General features: G+C 58.7%; 21 protein-coding genes and 1 tRNA gene. 6 read left to right on the plus strand and 16 right to left on the minus strand.

Translation table 11 applies throughout. The annotated features are described in order from the left end of the window. Positions 1-14: 14 nt before the first annotated feature. Complete coding sequence (locus tag WDJ60_RS15475; RefSeq protein WP_417750466.1) at positions 15-332, minus strand: FUN14 domain-containing protein; 318 nt, start codon at positions 330-332, stop codon at positions 15-17. Positions 333-427: 95 nt separating this feature from the next. Between WDJ60_RS15475 and hflX the strand changes: the two genes are divergently transcribed. Next, positions 428-1,750 (plus strand): GTPase HflX, encoded by a 1,323-nt coding sequence (gene hflX, locus WDJ60_RS15480; protein WP_340101544.1) that lies wholly within the window; start codon positions 428-430, stop codon positions 1,748-1,750. Here the strand turns inward: hflX and WDJ60_RS15485 are convergent, their stop codons facing one another. The 5 genes from WDJ60_RS15485 to WDJ60_RS15505 form a co-directional block, all read right to left on the minus strand. Beyond that, positions 1,751-3,184, minus strand: coding sequence for an NAD(P)H-hydrate dehydratase (locus WDJ60_RS15485; protein ID WP_340101545.1), 1,434 nt, complete (start codon positions 3,182-3,184; stop codon positions 1,751-1,753). Positions 3,185-3,223: 39 nt separating this feature from the next. Next, positions 3,224-4,303 carry a complex I subunit 1/NuoH family protein gene (locus WDJ60_RS15490; protein ID WP_340101546.1) on the minus strand — a complete coding sequence of 360 codons (1,080 nt, stop codon included), beginning with the start codon at positions 4,301-4,303 and terminating at the stop codon, positions 3,224-3,226. 97 nt (positions 4,304-4,400) lie between these two features. Then, positions 4,401-4,679 (minus strand): acylphosphatase, encoded by a 279-nt coding sequence (locus WDJ60_RS15495; RefSeq protein ID WP_340101547.1) that lies wholly within the window; start codon positions 4,677-4,679, stop codon positions 4,401-4,403. A gap of 180 nt (positions 4,680-4,859) precedes the next feature. Further along, positions 4,860-5,246, minus strand: coding sequence for a hypothetical protein (locus tag WDJ60_RS15500; protein WP_340101548.1), 387 nt, complete (start codon positions 5,244-5,246; stop codon positions 4,860-4,862). Then, complete coding sequence (locus WDJ60_RS15505; RefSeq protein ID WP_340101549.1) at positions 5,239-5,448, minus strand: hypothetical protein; 210 nt, start codon at positions 5,446-5,448, stop codon at positions 5,239-5,241. The genes WDJ60_RS15500 and WDJ60_RS15505 overlap by 8 nt, the downstream gene beginning before the upstream one ends. A gap of 127 nt (positions 5,449-5,575) precedes the next feature. Here WDJ60_RS15505 and WDJ60_RS15510 point away from each other — a divergent pair, with 127 nt between their 5' ends. Further along, entirely contained in the window at positions 5,576-6,463 is an 888-nt protein-coding gene (locus WDJ60_RS15510; RefSeq protein WP_340101550.1) for a CPBP family intramembrane glutamic endopeptidase, read from the plus strand. A 90-nt stretch (positions 6,464-6,553) separates the two neighbouring features. Then, entirely contained in the window at positions 6,554-7,627 is a 1,074-nt protein-coding gene (locus WDJ60_RS15515; protein ID WP_340101551.1) for a bactofilin family protein, read from the plus strand. 202 nt (positions 7,628-7,829) lie between these two features. Here WDJ60_RS15515 and WDJ60_RS15520 read toward each other — a convergent pair whose 3' ends face one another. Next, the gene (locus tag WDJ60_RS15520; protein ID WP_340101552.1) at positions 7,830-8,741 is read right to left on the minus strand and encodes a DNA-3-methyladenine glycosylase family protein; all 912 of its coding nucleotides are present in this window, start codon (positions 8,739-8,741) and stop codon (positions 7,830-7,832) included. Between the two features lie 90 nt (positions 8,742-8,831). Between WDJ60_RS15520 and WDJ60_RS15525 the strand changes: the two genes are divergently transcribed. Continuing rightward, positions 8,832-9,311, plus strand: coding sequence for a DUF555 domain-containing protein (locus WDJ60_RS15525; protein WP_340101553.1), 480 nt, complete (start codon positions 8,832-8,834; stop codon positions 9,309-9,311). A 94-nt stretch (positions 9,312-9,405) separates the two neighbouring features. Here the strand turns inward: WDJ60_RS15525 and WDJ60_RS15530 are convergent, their stop codons facing one another. From WDJ60_RS15530 to WDJ60_RS15555, 6 genes are all read right to left on the minus strand, one after another. Further along, positions 9,406-9,642: a UPF0058 family protein gene (locus tag WDJ60_RS15530; protein WP_340101554.1), complete on the minus strand. Its 237-nt coding sequence runs from the start codon at positions 9,640-9,642 to the stop codon at positions 9,406-9,408. A 604-nt stretch (positions 9,643-10,246) separates the two neighbouring features. Next, the gene (locus tag WDJ60_RS15535) at positions 10,247-11,035 is read right to left on the minus strand and encodes a mechanosensitive ion channel domain-containing protein (RefSeq protein ID WP_340101555.1); all 789 of its coding nucleotides are present in this window, start codon (positions 11,033-11,035) and stop codon (positions 10,247-10,249) included. Beyond that, positions 11,036-11,845, minus strand: coding sequence for a diadenylate cyclase DacZ (dacZ, locus tag WDJ60_RS15540; RefSeq protein WP_340101556.1), 810 nt, complete (start codon positions 11,843-11,845; stop codon positions 11,036-11,038). Positions 11,846-12,001: 156 nt separating this feature from the next. Further along, positions 12,002-13,009, minus strand: a complete 1,008-nt coding sequence (gene cobT / locus WDJ60_RS15545; protein ID WP_340101557.1) for a nicotinate mononucleotide-dependent phosphoribosyltransferase CobT — start codon at positions 13,007-13,009, stop codon at positions 12,002-12,004. Between the two features lie 108 nt (positions 13,010-13,117). Next, positions 13,118-14,236, minus strand: coding sequence for a hypothetical protein (locus WDJ60_RS15550; protein ID WP_340101558.1), 1,119 nt, complete (start codon positions 14,234-14,236; stop codon positions 13,118-13,120). Between the two features lie 204 nt (positions 14,237-14,440). Continuing rightward, positions 14,441-14,525: transfer RNA gene (locus WDJ60_RS15555), tRNA-Leu, on the minus strand. Positions 14,526-14,932: 407 nt separating this feature from the next. On the opposite strand from WDJ60_RS15555, the gene WDJ60_RS15560 reads away from it, so the two are divergent. Beyond that, entirely contained in the window at positions 14,933-16,018 is a 1,086-nt protein-coding gene (locus tag WDJ60_RS15560) for a hypothetical protein (RefSeq protein WP_340101560.1), read from the plus strand. A 28-nt stretch (positions 16,019-16,046) separates the two neighbouring features. Here WDJ60_RS15560 and WDJ60_RS15565 read toward each other — a convergent pair whose 3' ends face one another. After that, positions 16,047-17,705 (minus strand): PKD domain-containing protein, encoded by a 1,659-nt coding sequence (locus WDJ60_RS15565; protein WP_340101561.1) that lies wholly within the window; start codon positions 17,703-17,705, stop codon positions 16,047-16,049. A gap of 135 nt (positions 17,706-17,840) precedes the next feature. Here WDJ60_RS15565 and WDJ60_RS15570 point away from each other — a divergent pair, with 135 nt between their 5' ends. After that, positions 17,841-18,149 carry a transcription initiation factor IIB family protein gene (locus WDJ60_RS15570; protein WP_340101562.1) on the plus strand — a complete coding sequence of 103 codons (309 nt, stop codon included), beginning with the start codon at positions 17,841-17,843 and terminating at the stop codon, positions 18,147-18,149. Positions 18,150-18,219: 70 nt separating this feature from the next. Here WDJ60_RS15570 and WDJ60_RS15575 read toward each other — a convergent pair whose 3' ends face one another. Both WDJ60_RS15575 and WDJ60_RS15580 read right to left on the minus strand, forming a co-directional pair. Further along, a complete protein-coding gene (locus tag WDJ60_RS15575) occupies positions 18,220-18,729 on the minus strand; it encodes a phosphopantetheine adenylyltransferase (protein ID WP_340101563.1) in 510 nt (169 codons plus the stop codon). A 71-nt stretch (positions 18,730-18,800) separates the two neighbouring features. Then, positions 18,801-19,328 (minus strand): winged helix-turn-helix domain-containing protein, encoded by a 528-nt coding sequence (locus WDJ60_RS15580; protein ID WP_340101564.1) that lies wholly within the window; start codon positions 19,326-19,328, stop codon positions 18,801-18,803. Positions 19,329-19,416: the final 88 nt, after the last annotated feature.

The raw sequence follows: 19,416 nt of genomic DNA on the forward strand, positions 1-19,416 counted from the left end.
AGATTCTTCGGGTTTCAGGCTCGCTTGAAGCCGACGGCAAAGCCGGCGGCGAAGCCGGCACCGATACCGGCCGTCGAAATGAACGTCTCGATGAGCGTTTGCGTTTGGTTGCCTGCGTCACTCGCCAGCGCCTCGAAGGTGCCACCGAGTCGCTCCCAGTTGACCTGGAGGATGCCGCGCGATTCGAGGAATTTGAACAGCACGAGTTCCAGACCGATGATAACGGCGATAATTTTTGCAACTTTTTTCGCTGTGAAACCGATAACTCCGCCGATGAGTGCACTACCACCCATTTGCATACCCAACCCTGGTATATCCAATGCCATGTACATCCCCTGACTGCGCGGGGGTAAGAGCTTTGTGCCCGCGGCGGCTGACACCGACCCGAGCCCGGATTTAAATATCGGGGCGACGTACTGTGGCGTAAGTGACGGAGCGAGACACTACTACCACCGAGCGGGCGGTCATCGCCAAGCGGGTCGACAGCGGCGAGGCAGACACGACCGAAATTGTCGACCTCGCGCGTGCAGCTGGCTACGAAGTCGTCGAGACGATTACGCAGACTCGCACAGAGGACCCCGCCTATCACCTCGGAGAGGGGAAAGTGGAAACGCTGGCGGGGCTGGTCAGACAGACAGACGCACGGGTTGTTATCTTCGACAACCAGCTCGGCCCCTATCAGACGTTCAACGTCGGGAACAAGCTCCCCGAGGACGTTCGGATCCTGGACCGATTCCGGCTGATTCTGGAGATTTTCGGCCAGCGCGCCCAGACGAAGAAGGCACAGCTCCAGGTCGAACTCGCAGAGTTGCGCTACGAACTGCCACGCGCCGAAGCGAAGGCGAGCCTCGCAAAGCGCGACGAGCGCCCCGGCTTCATGGGGCTTGGCGAGTACGACGAGAGCCGCGAGTGGGACATCAAATCCCGTATCGCCCGCATTCGGGACGAACTGGAGAAAATCGAACAGACGGAACAGCACCGCCGCGAACAGCGCCGCGAGTCGGGGTTCGACCTCGTCGCGATGGCCGGCTACACCAACGCCGGCAAGTCGACGCTGTTGCGCCAACTCGCGGCCGACCTCGACGTCGACGAGAACGAGGAACTCCACCCTGACCTCGACACCACTGCCGAGTCAGAGGACCGGCTCTTTACGACGCTGGGGACGACCACTCGCCGGGCGGATATAGATGCTCGAGACGTACTCTTGACCGACACCGTCGGGTTCATCTCTGACCTGCCCCACTGGCTGGTCGAATCGTTCAAGTCGACGCTAGATGCCGTCTACCGTGCGGACCTGGTCTTGCTCGTCGTCGACGTGAGCGAGTCAGTCGAGAAGATCCGCGAGAAACTGGTCACCAGTCACGACACGCTCTACGAGCGCAACGAGGCCCCCATCGTCACCGTCCTCAACAAAATCGACACCGTCGACGAGGAGGAACTCGCGCGCAAACGGGACGCGCTCTCCGCGCTCGCGCCGGACCCGGTGGCAGTCAGCGCGCGCACCGGCGAGAGCGTCGATACCCTCCGCGAGCGGATCCACGCAGAACTTCCGGATTTCGTCCAGGAACGGCTCGTCCTCCCGATGAACGACGAGACGATGAGCGTCGTCTCCTGGATTCACGACAACGCCAACGTCGACTCCGTCGACTATGGCGACCAGGTAATCGTGGAGTTCGAAGCCCGCCCCGCTATCGTCGAGCAGTCACGAGCGAAGGCGAGCGAACTCGTCGAGACCGAAGCGTCGGCCTGACTACTCGCTTTGCTGCATCGCCGTCGGAACCGCTTCGAGGAGGTCACTCGCCAACAGGCCGTTCCCTCTCTGCTCGTAGACGATATCGCCCGCACGGCCGTTGACGAACGCACCTAGCGCTGCCGCGTGCATCGGTTCCTGGGTCGAAGCCAGCGCGCCGGTGACGCCGGCGAGCACGTCACCGGTTCCACCGACGGTCATTCCGGGGTTGCCGGTACGACCCACTCTGGTTCGCTCGCCGTCGGAGACGATGTCGTAGTGACCTTTGACCAGTAGCGTGTGTCCCAGTTCGGCGGCGAAGTCCTCGACTAACGCACACCGCTCGCGCCAGTCCTCAGCAGTCTGGCCGCCCATATTCACCAGTTCTCCCTGATGAGGTGTACAGATGAGACTCGCGTTCGTCTTTACCTCTGGGACCACGGAGAGTGCGTCGGCATCGACGACGGCGGTCCCGCTGAAGCTTTCGAGGATGGCTCTGGCCGCGTCGAGCGTGTCGGGGTCGTCGCCGAGCCCTGGTCCGATAACGATTGCATCGTGTTCGTTGGCGAGTTCCATGACCGGGCCGACGTGGCTCGGTTCGAGTTTTCTCCCCTCCACCGGTCGAAGAATGAGGTCCTCCGTGTAGCCCTGTATCTCGTGGGCAATGGCTGTCGGACAGGCCACGCGGACCAGGTCTGCACCGCCGCGGAGCGCCGCCTGACCGGCGAGTGCAGGCGCACCGGTGTAAGGACCGCCGCCGACGACCAGGACTTCGCCGTGGTCGCCCTTGTGGCTCTCCGGGTCACGGGTGAGCCGCTGGAGGTCGCCCCGCTCGACGAACGTTTCGGCGGCGTCAGGGATGCCGATTTCTGCGACCGTCACGTCGGCCGCGAGGTCCGAGAGCCCGGGTTTTGTGTCGTGGAACGTTATGACGTGGTCTGCCGAGACGGCGTTGTCGGCGAACGACCCTGTGTCGGCATCCAAGCCGGAAGGGACATCCACGGAGAGGACCGTCGCGTCGGCGTCGTTCATCGCCGTGGCGGCCGTGGCTGCCGGCTCCCGGAGGTCCCCGGTGATGCCGGTTCCGAGCATCGCGTCGACGACCAGGTCGGGGTCACCGAGGTCGACGGCCGTCGAGTCACGAACTTCCGACGTGTCGTAGTCGGCCTGTTGGAGCGCGTCCCAGTTCTCCCGGGAGATGTCGGTCGTGATAGTTTCGGCGCGGCCGAGTAGAACAACCCGGAGGTCGTAATCGTCGAGAAAGCGGGCGGCAACGGCGGCGTCGCCCCCGTTGTTACCTCGGCCACAGACGATAGTGACGCTATCGCCGGGGCCAACCAGGTCGCGGACGGCGTGAGCGATCGCGTTGCCGCTCGACTCCATCAACTGCTTGCGTGGGACACCGAGTGCGGCCGCGTTCTCGTCGATCACGGCCATCTCCGAACCTGTAATCATGGTCGAGCGTACGACCGGCGGGGGAATAACTGTAGGGCCTCAGACGAAAGCCACGAGGCCAGCCGTCAGGAGAAGATTGCCAAGCGCAGCGACGAGCAAAAACTTCCAGCCAATCTGGATGAGCTGGTCGATGCGTACGCGGGGGAACGTGGTTCGTGCCCACTGCGTGAACAGGAAGATAGCCCAGATTTTAGCGAACATCCAGACCGGGCCGGGCAAGACTGGGCCGGCCGGGCCGCCCAGAAAGAGGATGGCGACCAGAGCGCCACCGAGGAAGATATGGAGAAATTCGCTGAGGTACAACAGCACGAAATACACCGAGGAGTACTCGGTCATGTGGCCGGCGACGATTTCGGTCGGCGCTTCGGGGATATCGAACGGGTTCCGACCGACCTCAGCGAGATTCGCCGTCATGAACAGGACGAACGCGAAGGGATTGACGAACGCGTACCAGTCGGGAATCTCGAGCGGGCCGAGCGCGACGAGCGTGTCTTGCTGTGCGGCAACGATTTCACTCAACTGTAGCGTGCCGAAAAACAGTGCGACCGACGCTCCGACGAGAACGAGCGGAATCTCGTAGGCGATGTTCTGCGCGACGGCGCGCATCCCCCCGATAAACGAGAACTTGTTGTTCGAGGCGTAGCCGGCCATCACGAGACCCAGCGAGGCCAGCGACGCGACGGCAAAGACGAACACCAGTCCGGTTTCTGGATCTGCGAGCTGGAGAGTGACGGTGCCGAGTGTGCCAAAGGGGATAACAGCAAATCCGAGCAGCGCCGAAGCAGCCATCACCAGTGGTGCCAGGTCAAAGGCCGGTCGGTCAGCACCTTCGGGAACGATGAGCTCTTTCGAAAGCATCCGGACCGCGTCGGCGACGATGATGAGCAGCCCCGCTGGGCCGTGCCTGTTCGGCCCGATTTTATCAATAAAGGCGGAGTAAACGCGTCGTTTCGCCCACGGACCGGCGACGGCTGCGTTGATGAGGAGGACCGTTGCGACCAGTGTTGCACCGAGGAGACCACCGACGACGCTCCCCAGTGTCGTGTCCGGGACCAGTCCGACAGCGTCCGCGAGTGCGTCGGGGAGGGGCGTCGACAGCGGAACTGCACCAACAGTCATGTACGACATTTCGGCCGAGGGCGACGTAGCCCTGCTGCCGCGTTTCCGCGGCACCTTTATACTGAGCGCTGATGACGGAACCAGCGACCTGCTCCGGTCACCATCGAACCTTGAACTGTCCCTCGCCCTGGGGTTCTTCGTAGGTCACGTCAACGTCTTCGACCTCGGCAGCGGAACTCCCTCGGTGACAGAAATCGACCATTTCTTCGACCGCCTTCTCAGGCCCTTCGAAGACGGCTTCGACGCGCCCGTCGTCCAGATTCCGGACCCAGCCGTTGATATCACGTTTCTGTGCCTCGTCGCGGGTCGTCGCACGGAAGTAGACGCCCTGTACGTTCCCGGAGACGAACACGTGTGCACGTGTACGGTCGGACATACGCGTACATTCGCAGGGCTGTTACAAAACGGTAGGGCTGCTCACCGGCCGACGGCGAGCGCCCGAACTCCCGTGGGTATCTCCTGACACCTCCGTTCCCGCGTTCGCTCACGAACGGATGTTGGATGTTGGAGATCTGTGGATGAGTTGCTCAGTTTTCGCTCCACGTCCAGTGCTGTGTCAGCCGAACAGATCACGAAGCACCCGAATCCCAGCACCGACCTCTTGACCGACCGCAGCGACGAGGCCGGCAGCGCGAACCTGGGCGGGAGCAGTGCCCACCCATCGCGAGAGTGGGCCTGCTGGGGCGTCTGCTCCGATTGCGACGATGGTCCGGTCGCGTGATCGGACCTCGACAGTCAGATCTGTCGCATCGAGCAGCGCGGCGATTTCATCCATTCTTGCCCCGGGAACGTCACGCGCAGCGCGGATGGCGCCACCGAGGGACTGAAACTCGACGAACAGTCGATCGCCGGTCGAACGTATGTCGGCGCGGGTCCCGTCGATCGTGATTTCGAGGTCCGTCTCGACCGACAGCGGCGCCTGCGGGGCTGGCGTTTCAGTCACGCTCGCGGGTCGTGATGGTGACTGTCCCGTCAAGTCGCCAGGGGGCGTGTTCGACGTCTTCGCCGGTTCCGCTCGGCACTTCCACCTCCATGTCTTCGAACTCGTAGATAATCTCCGCGCCGCGCCCGGTTAGTCGATCGTAGAGGCCGATCGCCAGGTCCGGCCATGTGGTCGTCTCGTCTTCGATGGTAGTCTCTGACATAGGCAACTGTCAGTTGGTATGTAGCTATAAAAACCTTGTCTCGCTAACAATTCCCGGGGAGATTGGCAACTTTCAGAACGTGAGAATAACGAATAAATCGATGTACACACCCAGTCAATTTTCCCACATGAGTGGGGAGCATCGGCGACCCCCGGCGGGGCGTCTCGGTCGCGTAGCCCGCGCTGCGACGCCGTGGGGGTTTCCGATTATCTATCTGGGGTGGGCATTTCTGTTCTGGGCCCCGATCGTAGTGTCCAACGAGTCGGTCTGGTCGTTCCCTAACGTCGGACTCTTCCTCATGGGCGGTCTGAGCCCACTGTTTGCGGGCTTGCTGTTGGCTTGGCTCACTCGTGGCTGGGAGGGCATCTCAGACCTCGGCACGCGACTGAGCGAGGTCGGACGAATCGACCCGGCCTGGGGGGTCGTCATCGTCCTGTACTGGCCACTGTTCAACCTCCTCTTAGCGGGCGGAGCGCTGTTGGTCGGGGTCACTGGGGAACCGCTGGAGTTCATTTCGACGGACCGTCTGTTCAATCCAGTGGCGCTGTTCTCGCTCGTAGCGTTCGCGTTTATTTTCCCTCTCGTCGAAGAGGTCGGATTACGTGGGTACTGGCTCGACCGGTTGCAAGAGCGCCGGAGTGCGCTCGTTGCAGGCGTTATCAACGGAACAGTGTGGGCAATCTGGCACGCACCCTTTGTCCTCTTTCCCGGCTACTACGCCAACACGACGTTCGAACCGGAACTGTCGTGGTGGCTTCCGATGCTCGTGCTCAATACGATCATTCTCGTCTGGGTCTACAACAATACCCGCCGGAGTATCCTGGCAGTACTCCTGTTTCACGCGTTCGGAAACATGACTGGCGAACTGGTGGGATTTACACCAGAGATGTACCCGTTTATCCTCTCGGGCTACGCCCTCGTCGCGGTGGTTCTCGTCGCTGGCTGGAGTCCCGATTCACTCCGTGGATGGGGCGTTCGGTCGCCTCTAGCAGAGACTCCGAACAGGCGTTCGTGAGAAATACTGTTTCACGCGTTCTGAACCACGATGAAGTCTGAAGGCACCCCAACCGATAGTTTTAATCGTTTGACAAGACTTAATTTGGGTATGCCTGACACATCACTGCGGCGAACGGCAATCTCCACTCTCGCCGTGGCGATTGTCGTGTTGAGTCTCTTCTCCGGCGTCACCGCTGCCCAGTCGGGAGTCGGGGGGACGACCGTCGTCGAGCGGGGAGAAACCGTTTCTAGCGTCAGTGGGGTGTACGGGACGATCATCATCGAGGGAACAGTCACTGGCGACGTGTCGGGTCTGGCTGGCAACGTCGTCATCAGGGAGGGCGGAGTCGTCGAGGGTAGCCTCGACGCTGCAGCAGGTAATATTCGCATCGCTGGTACCGTGAGAGACACCGTCTCGACGGGGTCGGGTTCTGTACATCTCACCGAAACCGGGATTGTCGAGGGGGATTTCGTGGTTGGCGCAGGAGATGTCCGCATCGACGGGACGATTCAGGGTGACGCACAGATCGGCGCCGAGACAATTCGGCTGGGTGAGACGGCTACCATCGCTGGGTCGCTGACCTACGACGGGTCACTACAGGGGAACCGTGACGCCGTTTCGGGCGAGGTTACGCGTGACCGGTCACTCGGCGGTGATATTTTCACTGATCTCCAGCCGCTCGCAACCGGGATTTTTGCCATCAACGCCTTCCTCCTCAACCTGGGACTCGGTGTGCTCTTGCTTGGACTGTTCCCCAAGTTCTCCGACCGCCTCGCCGACCGTGTGGCGACGGACACGGTCAGATCTGGCCTCCTCGGTCTCGGCGTATTTATCGCCGTTCCGCTCGTCTTCTTTCTCGTTGCCATCACCGTGATTGGCATTCCGATTTCTATTGCCGGATTGCTCGCATTCCTGGCATTCGCCTGGATCGGACTGGTGTATGGTCGCTTTGCAGTCGGCGTCTGGCTGCTGTCGCTGGCTGATGTTGAGAACCGATGGGCAGGACTCATCGCGGGATTGATCCTGGGGGCTTTCCTCGGTCTGGTCCCGATAATCGGCGGCCTTCTCAACTTCGCTATCTTCGTGCTCGGGCTGGGGGCACTCGTCCTCGGTCTCGTGGACCGACGACGGCGTGTGAAGCCGACTCCGGAGCAACCCACAGCAGAATCAGCCGCTGAGTGAGCCATCCGTTTTCGGAGGCGCCCGAATAGCGACTCTGGCACTGAGAGGAGCAGACAAGTTTCCAACCCAGCTATTTGCCGCTGTGCAGCGTTCGGCCGCGGCCACCTGGCAAGTTTGATTTCGCGCGTTCGGACTGTTCTTTCGACTCTCCTTATTTTCACAACGTCGTTTCGGGGCTGGGTCTGGGGTCTCGTCTGCAGGGCTAGACGTCTGTACTCGTCTCATTTCGGAGGTAATGAAACACGTACGTCTGGGCGTAGCCGGCGTACTCGCCGCCGAGTCGGTTTCGAATCGCCCGGGATGTCTCCGTGTAGTTGCCCCGGTCGCAGTCGGGGTAGTACTCGGCAATCGTCTTGCGAATCCAGGTGTCGAGTGGGACCGCTTCGAGATAGTCCAGCGAGAACAGGAGGACACAGTCGGCAACCTTCTCGCCGACACCGACGAACGCCGTGAGTGCGTCCCTGGCCTCCTCGTAGGGTTCCTCTCGGGCGTCGGCGGGGGCGGCCTCTCCTGTTGCAACCATTTCGGCAGTACGCTTGACGTAGGGAGCGCGGTACCCGAGACTCAGGTCTCGTAGCTCCGATTCACTCGCCGCCGCCAACTGTTCGGGTGTCGGATAGGCGTGGTACGTCTCGCCGTCGAATTCGACTGGTGTGCCGAACGTTTCCCGGAGGGATTGTTGCATCCCGTGGATGCGAGTGACGTGCATCTGTGCCGAGCAAATAAAAGAAACGAGCGCGCCGAAGGGCGGGTCACGGACCAGTCGCATTCCGCTGTAGGTGTCGAAGGCGTCGTCGAGCAGGTCGTCGTCGGGCGTCGCTACCCGGATTGCGGACAGGTCGTCGTCCAGACGGAGTCGGTTTCGGACGACTGCTTCGGCGTCGATAGTCGACTCCCAGTGGAGCTGTCCGTCCGCCTGCCAGACGCGAAGGGCTGCGGGACTGCCATCGATGCGCGTCGTCGTCAGATAGCGAGCCTCCCCGCCGTACTGTTCGTCGTCTTCGTAATCGCGGCCGTCCTCCCGCCACCAGAGATATGACTGGCCGCTCTCCAGCGTGGACTGGAGGTCGAACCCACCTGCAAGCGCGTCGATGTCGATGACACCGGACTCCATTATCGCAAGACAGGGGTCGGACGGCCTTCAGACCTTCTGAATCGTTCCACCGGGCTAACCTTCATATTGGTTGCCAGTCAAACAACGTATATGAACTGCAGAGTTGTCGTCGAGGCCGCGGTCCCAGTGTACGACGTAGGGTCTCCCGACGAAGCGGTTCGCATCGCAATCTCGAAGACGGGAGAGATGTTGAATCCGGACCTCAACTACGTCGAGATCAACATGGGCGAGCGGTCCTGTCCGCACTGTGGCGAGGAGTTGGAGCCCGCGTTCATCGCTGCCGACGAGAGTCTGGTCGCGCTCGAACTCGAGATGACGGTGTTCAACGTCGAGCGCGACGAACACGCCGCCCGTATTGCTCGGAAGGAGATTGGACAGCGACTGGAGAACATTCCGCTCGATGTCCTCGAAATCGAGGAACTCGACGAAGAGGGCGAGGGGGAGAGCGACGAGTCGGCCGACGACGCGGAGTCGGAGTCACTCGACGAAGAAGAGACTGAATCACCCTCGTCACCGTCGAGCGAGGACGACGACGTGCTCCCGGAGTTCGAGGAACTTATCGACGAGTAACGACAGTCTGGTTTTCGACTGTTCAGCGTGAATAGCGATAGCTCTGGGCGGTAGGTAGTGTGTGGCTCCTGCTGGAGCCTGAGAAACAGTGCGTTCAGTCGGCAGTCGCAGAGACCCGCTCGGTCTCTTCACTGGTCATCTCAGATGTAATACCGTCCGCGATGGCGAAGACAGCAGCTTTGTGATCCGTCTTCGATTTATGGATGGATGTCGGCTGGACGCCCAGTTCGGCGTACTCGTCGTGTTCGACAGTATCGCCTGTCTCTTCTTCGTAGTGATTCTGTACCTGTGCAAGTAGCCCGTGGAGATGAATGAGCTCCTGCTTCTTCATAGTCAGCCGTACCTAACATCTGGAGGGTTATAGTAGTACCCCGAGTCGCGTTAACATACTTCCCTCTGAATTGCTTTCTCAGACGCTGTACTCCCGATGCACTGAGAAGCCGAGGAAGAGACCGAAAACATATAACGTGAACCCGAAGCTTCATATACACTCATTCTACTATTGCAGTTAACAAAGTTAACAATCCGGGAATTATACCTTCCATATCTGGGCCGATACATTCTTTTACTCAGGTGTGCGTGCTGGGTGATCTTGCCTACAAATCGATATTTTCTCGGTCCAGAGCAGTGATACAAAAACACCGTGGTTCCGTTGTCAACGTCTGCCAAACTATTACTAAATTGGTCTCGAAGGGCGGGGGAATCCATGTCCAGAACGTATCTGAAAGAAACCGGCGGGAAGACGGTCGAAATCCACCCAGAAGTCACAGACGGAGACGACCGCCGACGGCGCAGATAGAATCGGCCCCTGGGCAGCCCGTATCTATCAACTCGATGAGACAGATGCACACCAGGTGTCGGCCGAAGAACGGATTCAGGCCGACAATCCGTCCTGGGACGAACACGCAGACAGCGAGTCACGACGACCGGAGTAGCTACTCTCGGATCCGAATGATTCCCGATCGGATGACTCGCTGATTCGGGATAATATACTCTTCACCGTCTGTCTCGATGTGTGTGACGAACATATCGACCTCTTGAACGATACCTCGCTTGTCGTCTATCTCGACTTTATCACCGATAGCGTATGGTTCGACGAGCAGGAGGTAGATGCCCGCTGCGCTCGCCGCGAGCAAGTCTTTGAACGCGAGGCCGGAGAGAAAGACCAGTCCGAAGGAGTACGCCGCAAGGAGGACGAGTAACGCTTCCGTAGCGACACCGACCTGTGAGAGCGCGAGCAGGAACGCGATGTAGAAAATACTGTACTTGACGATCTCTGGGATAATCTCTGCCTCGGGAAGCTTGATGCTCCGGAGGTGATCGCTCACAACGAGTTTTGCTTTGTCGCCTGCGACCAGTCCGACAATGAGTGCCAGAATGGCGATAAAGAGACGGGGCAGATAGCCCGTTATTTGTGCCCAGAACAACTGCACGTCGGTCAATTGAGCGATGTTCAGTGCGAGGATGATGGATGCGATGTAGACGAACAGCGCCGCCAACTGAGCGAGGATGCTGATTGTCGAGGTGCCGAAATTCTGTGCAGTCCGCTCGAACGGCGTCCCTTCAACCAGGTCGTCGACGCCTATCTGGCGCATCACAGTGTGGGTCCACCGCCAGACCCAGTAGGCGATCAAAATCCCGAGAACCAGTATCGCAACGGAAATAGTAAAGGCCGTCTCCTCAGAGAAAATCCGTCGTATGTACCGCGCCCATTCGATCTGCATCTAGTACTCCTCCGGATCGAGTTCAAGAACGAGTTCACCTGCCTTGAATGCCCGTACCATTCCGTCGCTCTCTGAGAGGACGATTGCCGTCGCATTCGTGTCTCTGGTCACTGCCCCAGCTGCCATGTGCCGTGCACCCAGCCCTTTCGGAATGTCGACTCCTTCGGCGGACGGTTCGAGGTAGCGGTACGCTGAGACGATTTTTCCCGAATCGGAGATAACGAAAGCTCCGTCGAGTCGCGAGAACTCCTTGAGCATCACGTTCACGATGGGGTCGCCCACGTGGACGTGGGACTTCTCGAAGGGATTGTAGCTCAACGGCCGGGACTTGTTCATTACTTTCCCCGCATCTCCGACGACGAAGAGTGCGCCCACCGGCTTTCCTTTCTGCCCTTTCTTCCCGAGTTCGATGGCCACCTCGAACACGTCTCGGATAACTGCTGCTTCCGCTCGGGAGTTCACGAACAGGTCGTACACGCCGGCTCGCGTGAACTCGCTCGCCTGCACCCGCACGACAGTGTCGACGTCGTCGTCGAACAGTTTCGTGGCGCACGCCACAGTGTCCTCGTCGTCGACGAGCTCCTGTTCGACTGCTCCCTCCAGTCCGAACCGGATGCGTCCTGTGACATCCGTAAACTCCAGTGGTAACTCGACGAAGTTGTCCGCATCCACTGTGTTCTCCGGCGCGACGACGATGGAGGTAACCTCGGCTTCGGCAAACGGCTCGAAAGTCGCCGCGCTCGGTGAGAACAGTAACACCGCATCCACGTCGGCAACGATATCGTCTAGCAGGTCGTCCAGCGCGGTCATTGTCCTATCAACTCATCCGACAGGAAAAAGTCTTGCGACCTGTCTGACATCCGTCTCGCAACTGTCGTACACGAACAGTGAAACCTTGTAAACGGGTATAAATGGGGTTTCACTGCTTCCTCGGAACAGGTGATCGTGAATGTTGTCGTATATTTACTATTGGGGCCGCTCTGTATTTTCTGTCAGACGATCGTAGACGCTCACGATGCGCTCACGAACAGTGGCCATCGAGAGGGCCGCTCGGTCAGCCAACGCAAGCGCGCCTCCCATCCCGACGCCCTCCTTTGCCTCGCCAGCAGCGTAGGCGGCCATCGCCGGGTGATCGCTCCCGTCGAATCCCGGGTCTGTCACCGTCAGGTCGACGTTCAGGTCCGCTGCCAGTTCGTCGATAGCTGCCGTCTGGTCGCCGGCGACGAAGGATGTCGTCGCAAGTGAGAGTGGTCCCTCGATGCCAGCGTGGCGGAGTAACGCGACGACCGCGAACATCTGCGTTCCACCTGCGAACACCACTGCAGTATCCGTCTCAGTTGCACCGTGGGCTATCCCAGCGGTGACAGCCAGCACCGGGTCTCCCATCCGTCGAAGCGCTCGTTTTGGATCGTTTGCCGCCCCACCGTCCTCAAGTGAACTCGCTGCTAACCCGTCCGTAACCACTGACTCCTTCTGTCCGAGTGGGTTCTCTGGTAACGACGAGGAAACCGATGCCCGTTCACCGAGCGCTCGCAAGACACCAAGTGCTGTCGTCGTCCCGCCCGGAACCGTCTCTGCCAGGAACAGTTCGTCGTCGGGAATCGCTCGCCCGAACTGGCGCGCTGCCTCGTACGCACCCGGAGCTGTCGGTACCGGATCCGATTCGCGGATGTCTCTGCCCGGTCTCGCTCCGACCGTGACGGTGGGTGCACCGGTCGGCTCTGCTAACCCACCGTCCACTACCGTCAGGTCAAAGCCCAGTTCTTCGCGGATGGCACGTGTCATTACTGCCGGGGTTGGACAGCCAGATGGACTTACCGGTACGACCGGCGCGCGGACTGGTTCGCCGTACGCGACGATCTCTGCGTCCGCGCTCGGCGTATGAACCATCACATCTGGGTCCGCCCCTGCTGCACTGATTCCGTCGATCGTTGCCGTCCCAGTCGTTCCGGCGACGAGTACGAACCGGGTCACAGCCGACCCACCCAATTCAAGTCCGACATAGAGAGTACACTCATTTGGTTACGAATGACGGAGCGACCGATTTAAACAGTCGTTCTTTGGCCTGCAAACTGTTCCCTCTCAGCCTTCCACAAAGACGTCGGTCGCATCGTGGTACTGGCTCACTTGTCCGGGCCCTGTAATCGCGTGCTCGATCCAGGCTTCGTCATCTCCGGAATGATTTTCGACGATGTGCCGAAACTCCTGGAGAGTGACTGTTCCATCACGTTGATTCATCGCGTAAAAGACGTCGAACAGCGTGTGGTCGCCACCGCTACCCGTCCGGACGGCCGCGTCGATAGCATAGAGGAGTCGCACGCCCCTCGTATAGTCGACCGGATTTTTCCCCCACGTGGACGGAGCCGACAGTCTGGCTTCGTGGTAGTCCGGGACTGCGTCGAGTCGAGCCCGGACATCGCTGTCGTCGACTTGTTCGTACTGTTCTTGCAGAGCCCGGTAGGTGAGATACTCTGCGCTGGCCTCTCGAAACCACTTCATCTCCCGGTCGAGTGTGAACGATTGTCGGGTGTGTACGGTTTCGTGGAGCCAGACACTTCCCACGTCACCGTCCCAGAACGCCTCGATTGTCACGTAGCTAGTCCCGTCCGCATAGGTCAATCCTTTGTACGGCAACGCGTCTGGTGCCGCAACCACTGTGACTGCTTGTTTGTCGGGGTTGAGCGAGTACGGCGAGAGGAACTCCGAAATAAAATACGACTTCCGCGTTGGGTCGACACCTCGGCCCGCCGGTGCGACGACCGTCACTGTCGCTGTCCCGACCTGTCTCGTCGAACTGGTCACGTTCCCGATCAACACCCGATGACCCACTGGAACGATACTGTCGGTTCGGGTGTCGGCTCTTCGTTCGAGTGCTGTTGGCAGCGCTGACTTGTCGACGAACGCCCACCCATTGACCGAATCGCTCAGCTCGGGAGCAACGCCGTCGACGACGAACTCGTCGGTCTCTCTGTCAGCAGTGGTGTACGTAACCGTGACAGTTGTGTTGCCCGAGACATCGACGATAGTTGGTTGCGTATTCTCTTCGTCGTCGCTGTTCTCCAAGGCAACCGTATCGAGACCACCACCGAAGATGACTGCCGCGCTGACACCGACCATGACCGCAGCAAGCACCAGGCCCACGAATACTGTCCTGGTGCTTAATACGGTCTGGCTGGCCGCTGTTCTTTCGTCGGCAGCCATGTCTCAGTTTCTACTACCACAAGTGTAGACTTGGCTAAAAGCGTATTGCCATTTCACCCCTGGATTTTCCCCTATGGGCTTTCGCTCCTCACTGTCGGCCGGATAGAATATGCGCGGGACCGGATTTGGACTCGGTGCGAGACTCACTGCGTTCGTCTCGCGTAGTTCAAATCAGTCCTGCTCTTCGCTCACTTCGTTCGCTCATGCGCGGGACCGGATTTGAACCGGCGGACCCCTACGGGACAGCGTCCTAAGCGCTGCACCTTTGGCCTGGCTCGGCTACCCGCGCGCACTCGAACATTCCGCCGACCGGCAAATGAATCTGCCGTTTGCACTTTCACCAGCTGGCGAACATTTATATACTCGGGCCTTCGAAACGACAGCCAAACGACATCCTGATGGCATAATTTAAGTAGATGTCCGTGACAATCCCCGCTTACAAAACGAATGCAGCGGGCAGCACTCTGTCTCGTTGCTATCCTCGTCCTCCTGGCTGGGTGTTCTGGGGGAATGGGTGGGGAAAGCGACGCGACACCGACAGAGGCACCGACAGCCACACAAACGCCAACCGGACCAGCAACGTCGCCAGAACAACCATCGAATGCGAGCGAAGACAGTAGTTCGGCTCCGAATTCGACATTCCAGATTGTCGATGCGGGTGCTACCGAGACGACGATCCTGGAGGGAGAGCGCGTCGTGGTCAATACGACCGTACAGAACGTCGGCAACACGACGGCGAATCAAACGCTTACACTAGCAGCGGGAGAAAAGCGGATTACTGAACGACACGTGCGGGTCGAACCAGGCGAGACACGGCACCTGTCGCTGACGCGCCTGAACACGTCGACAGTAGAGCCCGGACGACAGTTGTTTATCGTCTCCTCGGCCACCGACGACACGCTGTTTAGCCTGCAGATCGAACCGCGCGAACCACTGGAAGAGTTCATTTCAACTGTGCGTAGTCGGTCGGTGGTGCTGCGAGACTCCCGAATTATCGACGAAGATCGTGTGGCATTGACTTTCAGGAGCGACGAAAATGTGATCGACCGCTATCGCGACGGGTCAGCTGAGCCAGTACCCCAGGCTGCCGCCTTCGAGATGGCGAACAATCCCGATGCACCGGAGAACGTGACGCTGACACTCCCGGGTCAGCTAGACGAACCGCGATGGCAGTCAACACTCTCGAAGTCACTGGCTGAGCGCTATGCGAATCAGTCGCTCTCACCCGCTGAGTTCCGCGCTGAACTGGACGAGAACGCGACAGGGTTCGAGTCTCAGTTCAACCCTCGCTTTTTCCCTGAAGAGTTTACCTATGCGACGGGTGACCGCGCACGAAAAGCGTACGTTGAGGAGTTGGCTCAGCGGTTGAACAACTCTACGCACGGTAATTTGACCGTCAGCGACTATGGGCTGTTCAACGAGACGATACACCTTCCCGAATCGACGCGGACGCTTGGTCCAAATGCATCTCTCTATATCGAGTTCGAGATGCCACAGGACGAAGAGCAGATGGATTATCGTGGATTTAGCTCCACAGATGGCGGCGTTAGAATCTTCGAGACGATTTTTAAATGGGGGAATCTCTCTTTTTCAGAAAAACACGGGAGCCCTCCAGAGACTGTCCGTCTACAATTTAGAAACCCTGACGGTCAAGTCCATCAGACCTGGGATATCCCAACTCGTTGGTCGCAAAAAGGAGCTGGTGGAGGTGTAGATGGTGTGCTTGCAGTTCATGCACAGGTTGGATTCAGTTCTCTCACTAAACATTATGAAATTGAATAATTGTCTTTACTGGATGGTGTATAAATATTCAAATGTCGGTGCGTTCCCATCTATATTCGTAGATTTCGTACCGGTACTTCGTCGAGACGGGACGCCAGACTGGCGTTGAACTGGTTACCTCCTTTATTTTGTACTCTGTCGTGTAGTGAGCTGTGATGTCGGTAGCGCCAATTGGAGGGTTCTTCCCGGTTTTTGTCACCTCTTCTGTGTAGGTGTGCGTATCGTATACAGGTTGAGTGATCTCTTTTGACCCGACGATTCCCCAAACTTCCTCTGTAGTCCGAATTTGATGAGGTTTCGTTCTGGTGCAGATACTGTTGCCGTAGATGGTCGTCCGTTCGACACAGACATGTTTTGTCTCTGTTCGTTCAACTTCCTTCCATCCGTACTCGGGAACTTCTCCGACAACTTCCGTCCCGATTTTAACACGCTCAGTTCGAGTCTCAGTTTCAGTCCACGTGTAGTGATCAATATTACGTCTAGTCTCCTCGTAATCTCCATCTGCGGGGCGTGTATCTTGCCATCGAGTGTTGTATTGTCGATAAACCCCAATCTGTTCGTCCGAATGGTTTCGTGGAAGTGGTGCCCTGTACGTTTGGGAACCAGGATTTTCTATGACTTCTACGAGTTCGTAGTTTGGTTTGTGAACCTTGGAATCCGTCGTCTCAGTATCTGTTACTACCCGTCCAACTCGTTCCCAATTCGTTCCTGGACTTTGGTATTGTATTTTAGTATCGACCTCGTATGATCTACTTTCAGGATTGATATATTCACTAATCGAATCGAGAAAGCCAGCACCTCTTCTCCCAGCTTCCTTATCAATATCGTCTTTGAGCTGTTGGTTAGTAATAGAGAGTGCATCTGTGAGTCCAGTATTAGTCGCGACTGAAGACATTTTGACGCCGGTGAGCTCCTGTAATGCATTAATTTCATTCTCATCCAACATCGTACCGGATCCACGACCGCTAACTTCGCCGCGGGGAATCAGAATTTCGTAGGAGTCGTCAGTTCGACTCAGCATCGACGTGTATCCGTCGGGCCCGCCGGTGTTCGTCGACACATCGTCACTTTGGTTGGGCGTAACTTCGACACGATGGCTGTCAGTTCCCGTCGACCCAATTTCGTCTATAATGCGCGCTTGGATTTCTGTTCTACCCTCCGTCCGAAAATCGAGACGTAGAGTATCGTCAGCGGTTTCACTACTCACGTCTTTTTGCTCGATTTCTGTCCCGTTAGATAGCCAGACCAGTGTGGTCAGTTCGTTCGAACCGGCGGTCGCACTCGCTTCGAAGGATGCACTCTTACTATTCTCGACTGTTGCGGGGCCGCTCACTGTGACCGATGGCGACTCTACCACGGTAGCAGTGACGTACATCGTGTCTGAGCGGGTGGCCCCATCGTCGTCGGTTACAGTCAGCGTGACGTTGTATGTCCCGTCTTGATCGGCGAGAAACGCTGTCTGCACACAGGACGGGCAATCGGGCTGTATCGTGGTACCGTTCGGAGTGCGAATCGTCCAGCGATACTCCTCGATACTCCCGTCCGGATCGAGTGACCCCCCGCCGTCGAGATACACAGTCGACCCCTCTGGTACCTCCTGGTCGAGTCCGGCCGCCGCCAGCGGCCGCTCGTTCGCGCTGACAACCCCCACGCCAGCGATCGATGCAACTACGACTACCACCGCCACCGCTACCCACCTGAACATGCGTTCTGGGTGGGGGTGCTCCCGTCCTCGACTAAATAATTTCGTCTTGTTCGGCGAGGCAGAATCACTGGCTGACTCTGCAAAACACTTTATTTAGCGGGTCGCGTATCGATTTCCGTGTACCGGGCGAGCGATCAGGTAGACAACGAGGCGTACATCGAGGAGCTCCAGGAGGCGGCAGACCGTCTGGATCTGGGGACCGACGCTCGGTCGCGGGCGGTGGACATCTTTCTCTCGAACCTGCCGGAATCGTCTCGGTCGAAACGCGCGACGCTTGCGTCGTCGCTGTACGTCGGCGCCCTCGTTGCCGGTGATCAGCGCTCCCAGAGTGCCGTCGCTGATGCAGTTGGCGTCTCTCGATTATCCGTCCAGCAACACTGGAAGGACTTGCTCGAAACGGTCGGACTGGACGCGCCAGACTGGTAATTATAGTAGCCACTGAAAGCCATTGCACACACGACCGCACGACGGCGGTGCGGTCGGTGTGTAAACGGTTTCAGTTGTTACTATAGTGTTCTTCGGTCGTCGCTGGACGGCCGTCACGGTCCGGCGTCAGGTTGCCGTGTTCATCGATTTCACCGCGGACGATACGTGTCGAGGAGATAACATCGCCATCTTCGGCGTACACGTGGTCGACAACCTCGATTTCGAGTTCGTCGTGACCGCGCTCGCGGCGAATTTCGTTGATTCGCTTGCCGCCAGTTTCGGTTTCCGGAGAGACGACTAGCACGTCGAACTGTTCCTCGCTCGCGATACCCGTCGGTTCGGACAGTTCTCTGATGTCGAACGACTGGTCGTGTTCGTCGGCGAACTGCGTGAGTTCGGCTTCGAGGTCACGTTTCCGTTCCTCGAACGACCGCACTTTCCTGTCTTCGTGGCGGGTTCTGGGAGCGAGTCTATCACTCGTCAACCCCACCGTGACATCACCCAACTCGAACGCCCGCTCGAACAGTGCGCGGTGACCGTCGTGTAGCGGGTCGAACGTCCCTCCCAGCGCGACCTTCATATCAGCCGCCACGGGGCGTTGACGTTTAGAATCTTCGACTCTCCCCGTCTGATCTCAATCACGCGACAGACTCACTCTCCGCGCTCGTCTTCGACGGTGATCGTCACTGGCCCGTCATCGGGTTCCCCGTTGTCGTCGGCTGCTGTCTCGTCTTCGAACTGCCTGTCGAGATTACACACTGCGTTAAGTTGGTCCTGAACATCGCCGACGACTGTCCCGACGAGTTCACTCGGCGCAATTGCACTGTACTCGTATGGATTGTTTCCTGCACCGTCGCTCTCGCGTTTCTGTCGTTCGACTGTGTCCTCCTCGTGGAGTTCCGCAAGTGCCTCTCTGACTGTACTCGGATAGAGTCCCGTCCCGTCTGCCACCTCTTCGCTCGTACTCTGTGGGTGCTGTCTGAGAAAGACGTAGATGCGTGCCCGCGTCTCCGTATCGAGGAGCCACCCGAGCACGTCGACGACCCCGTCGTCGAACTGCTCGATTGCCCGATCGGCCTCGCGTTCGATACGCTGCCGAACGTCTCCCGTCGACCCGCCCCCGGCGGTGTCGACACTACTGTCCCCGTCGTCAGATTCTGGCGTCTCATCCGCAGACATACGTTGCCTCTAGGAGGACGAAAGCGACTCCCTGATAAAAACCCTTGGCTACGTTGCTCTGTGGCCGTCTTGTCCGGGTTCCGTCCGA

This window comes from Salinibaculum salinum, assembly GCF_037645885.1.
Classification (GTDB): Archaea; Halobacteriota; Halobacteria; order Halobacteriales; family Haloarculaceae; genus Salinibaculum; species Salinibaculum salinum.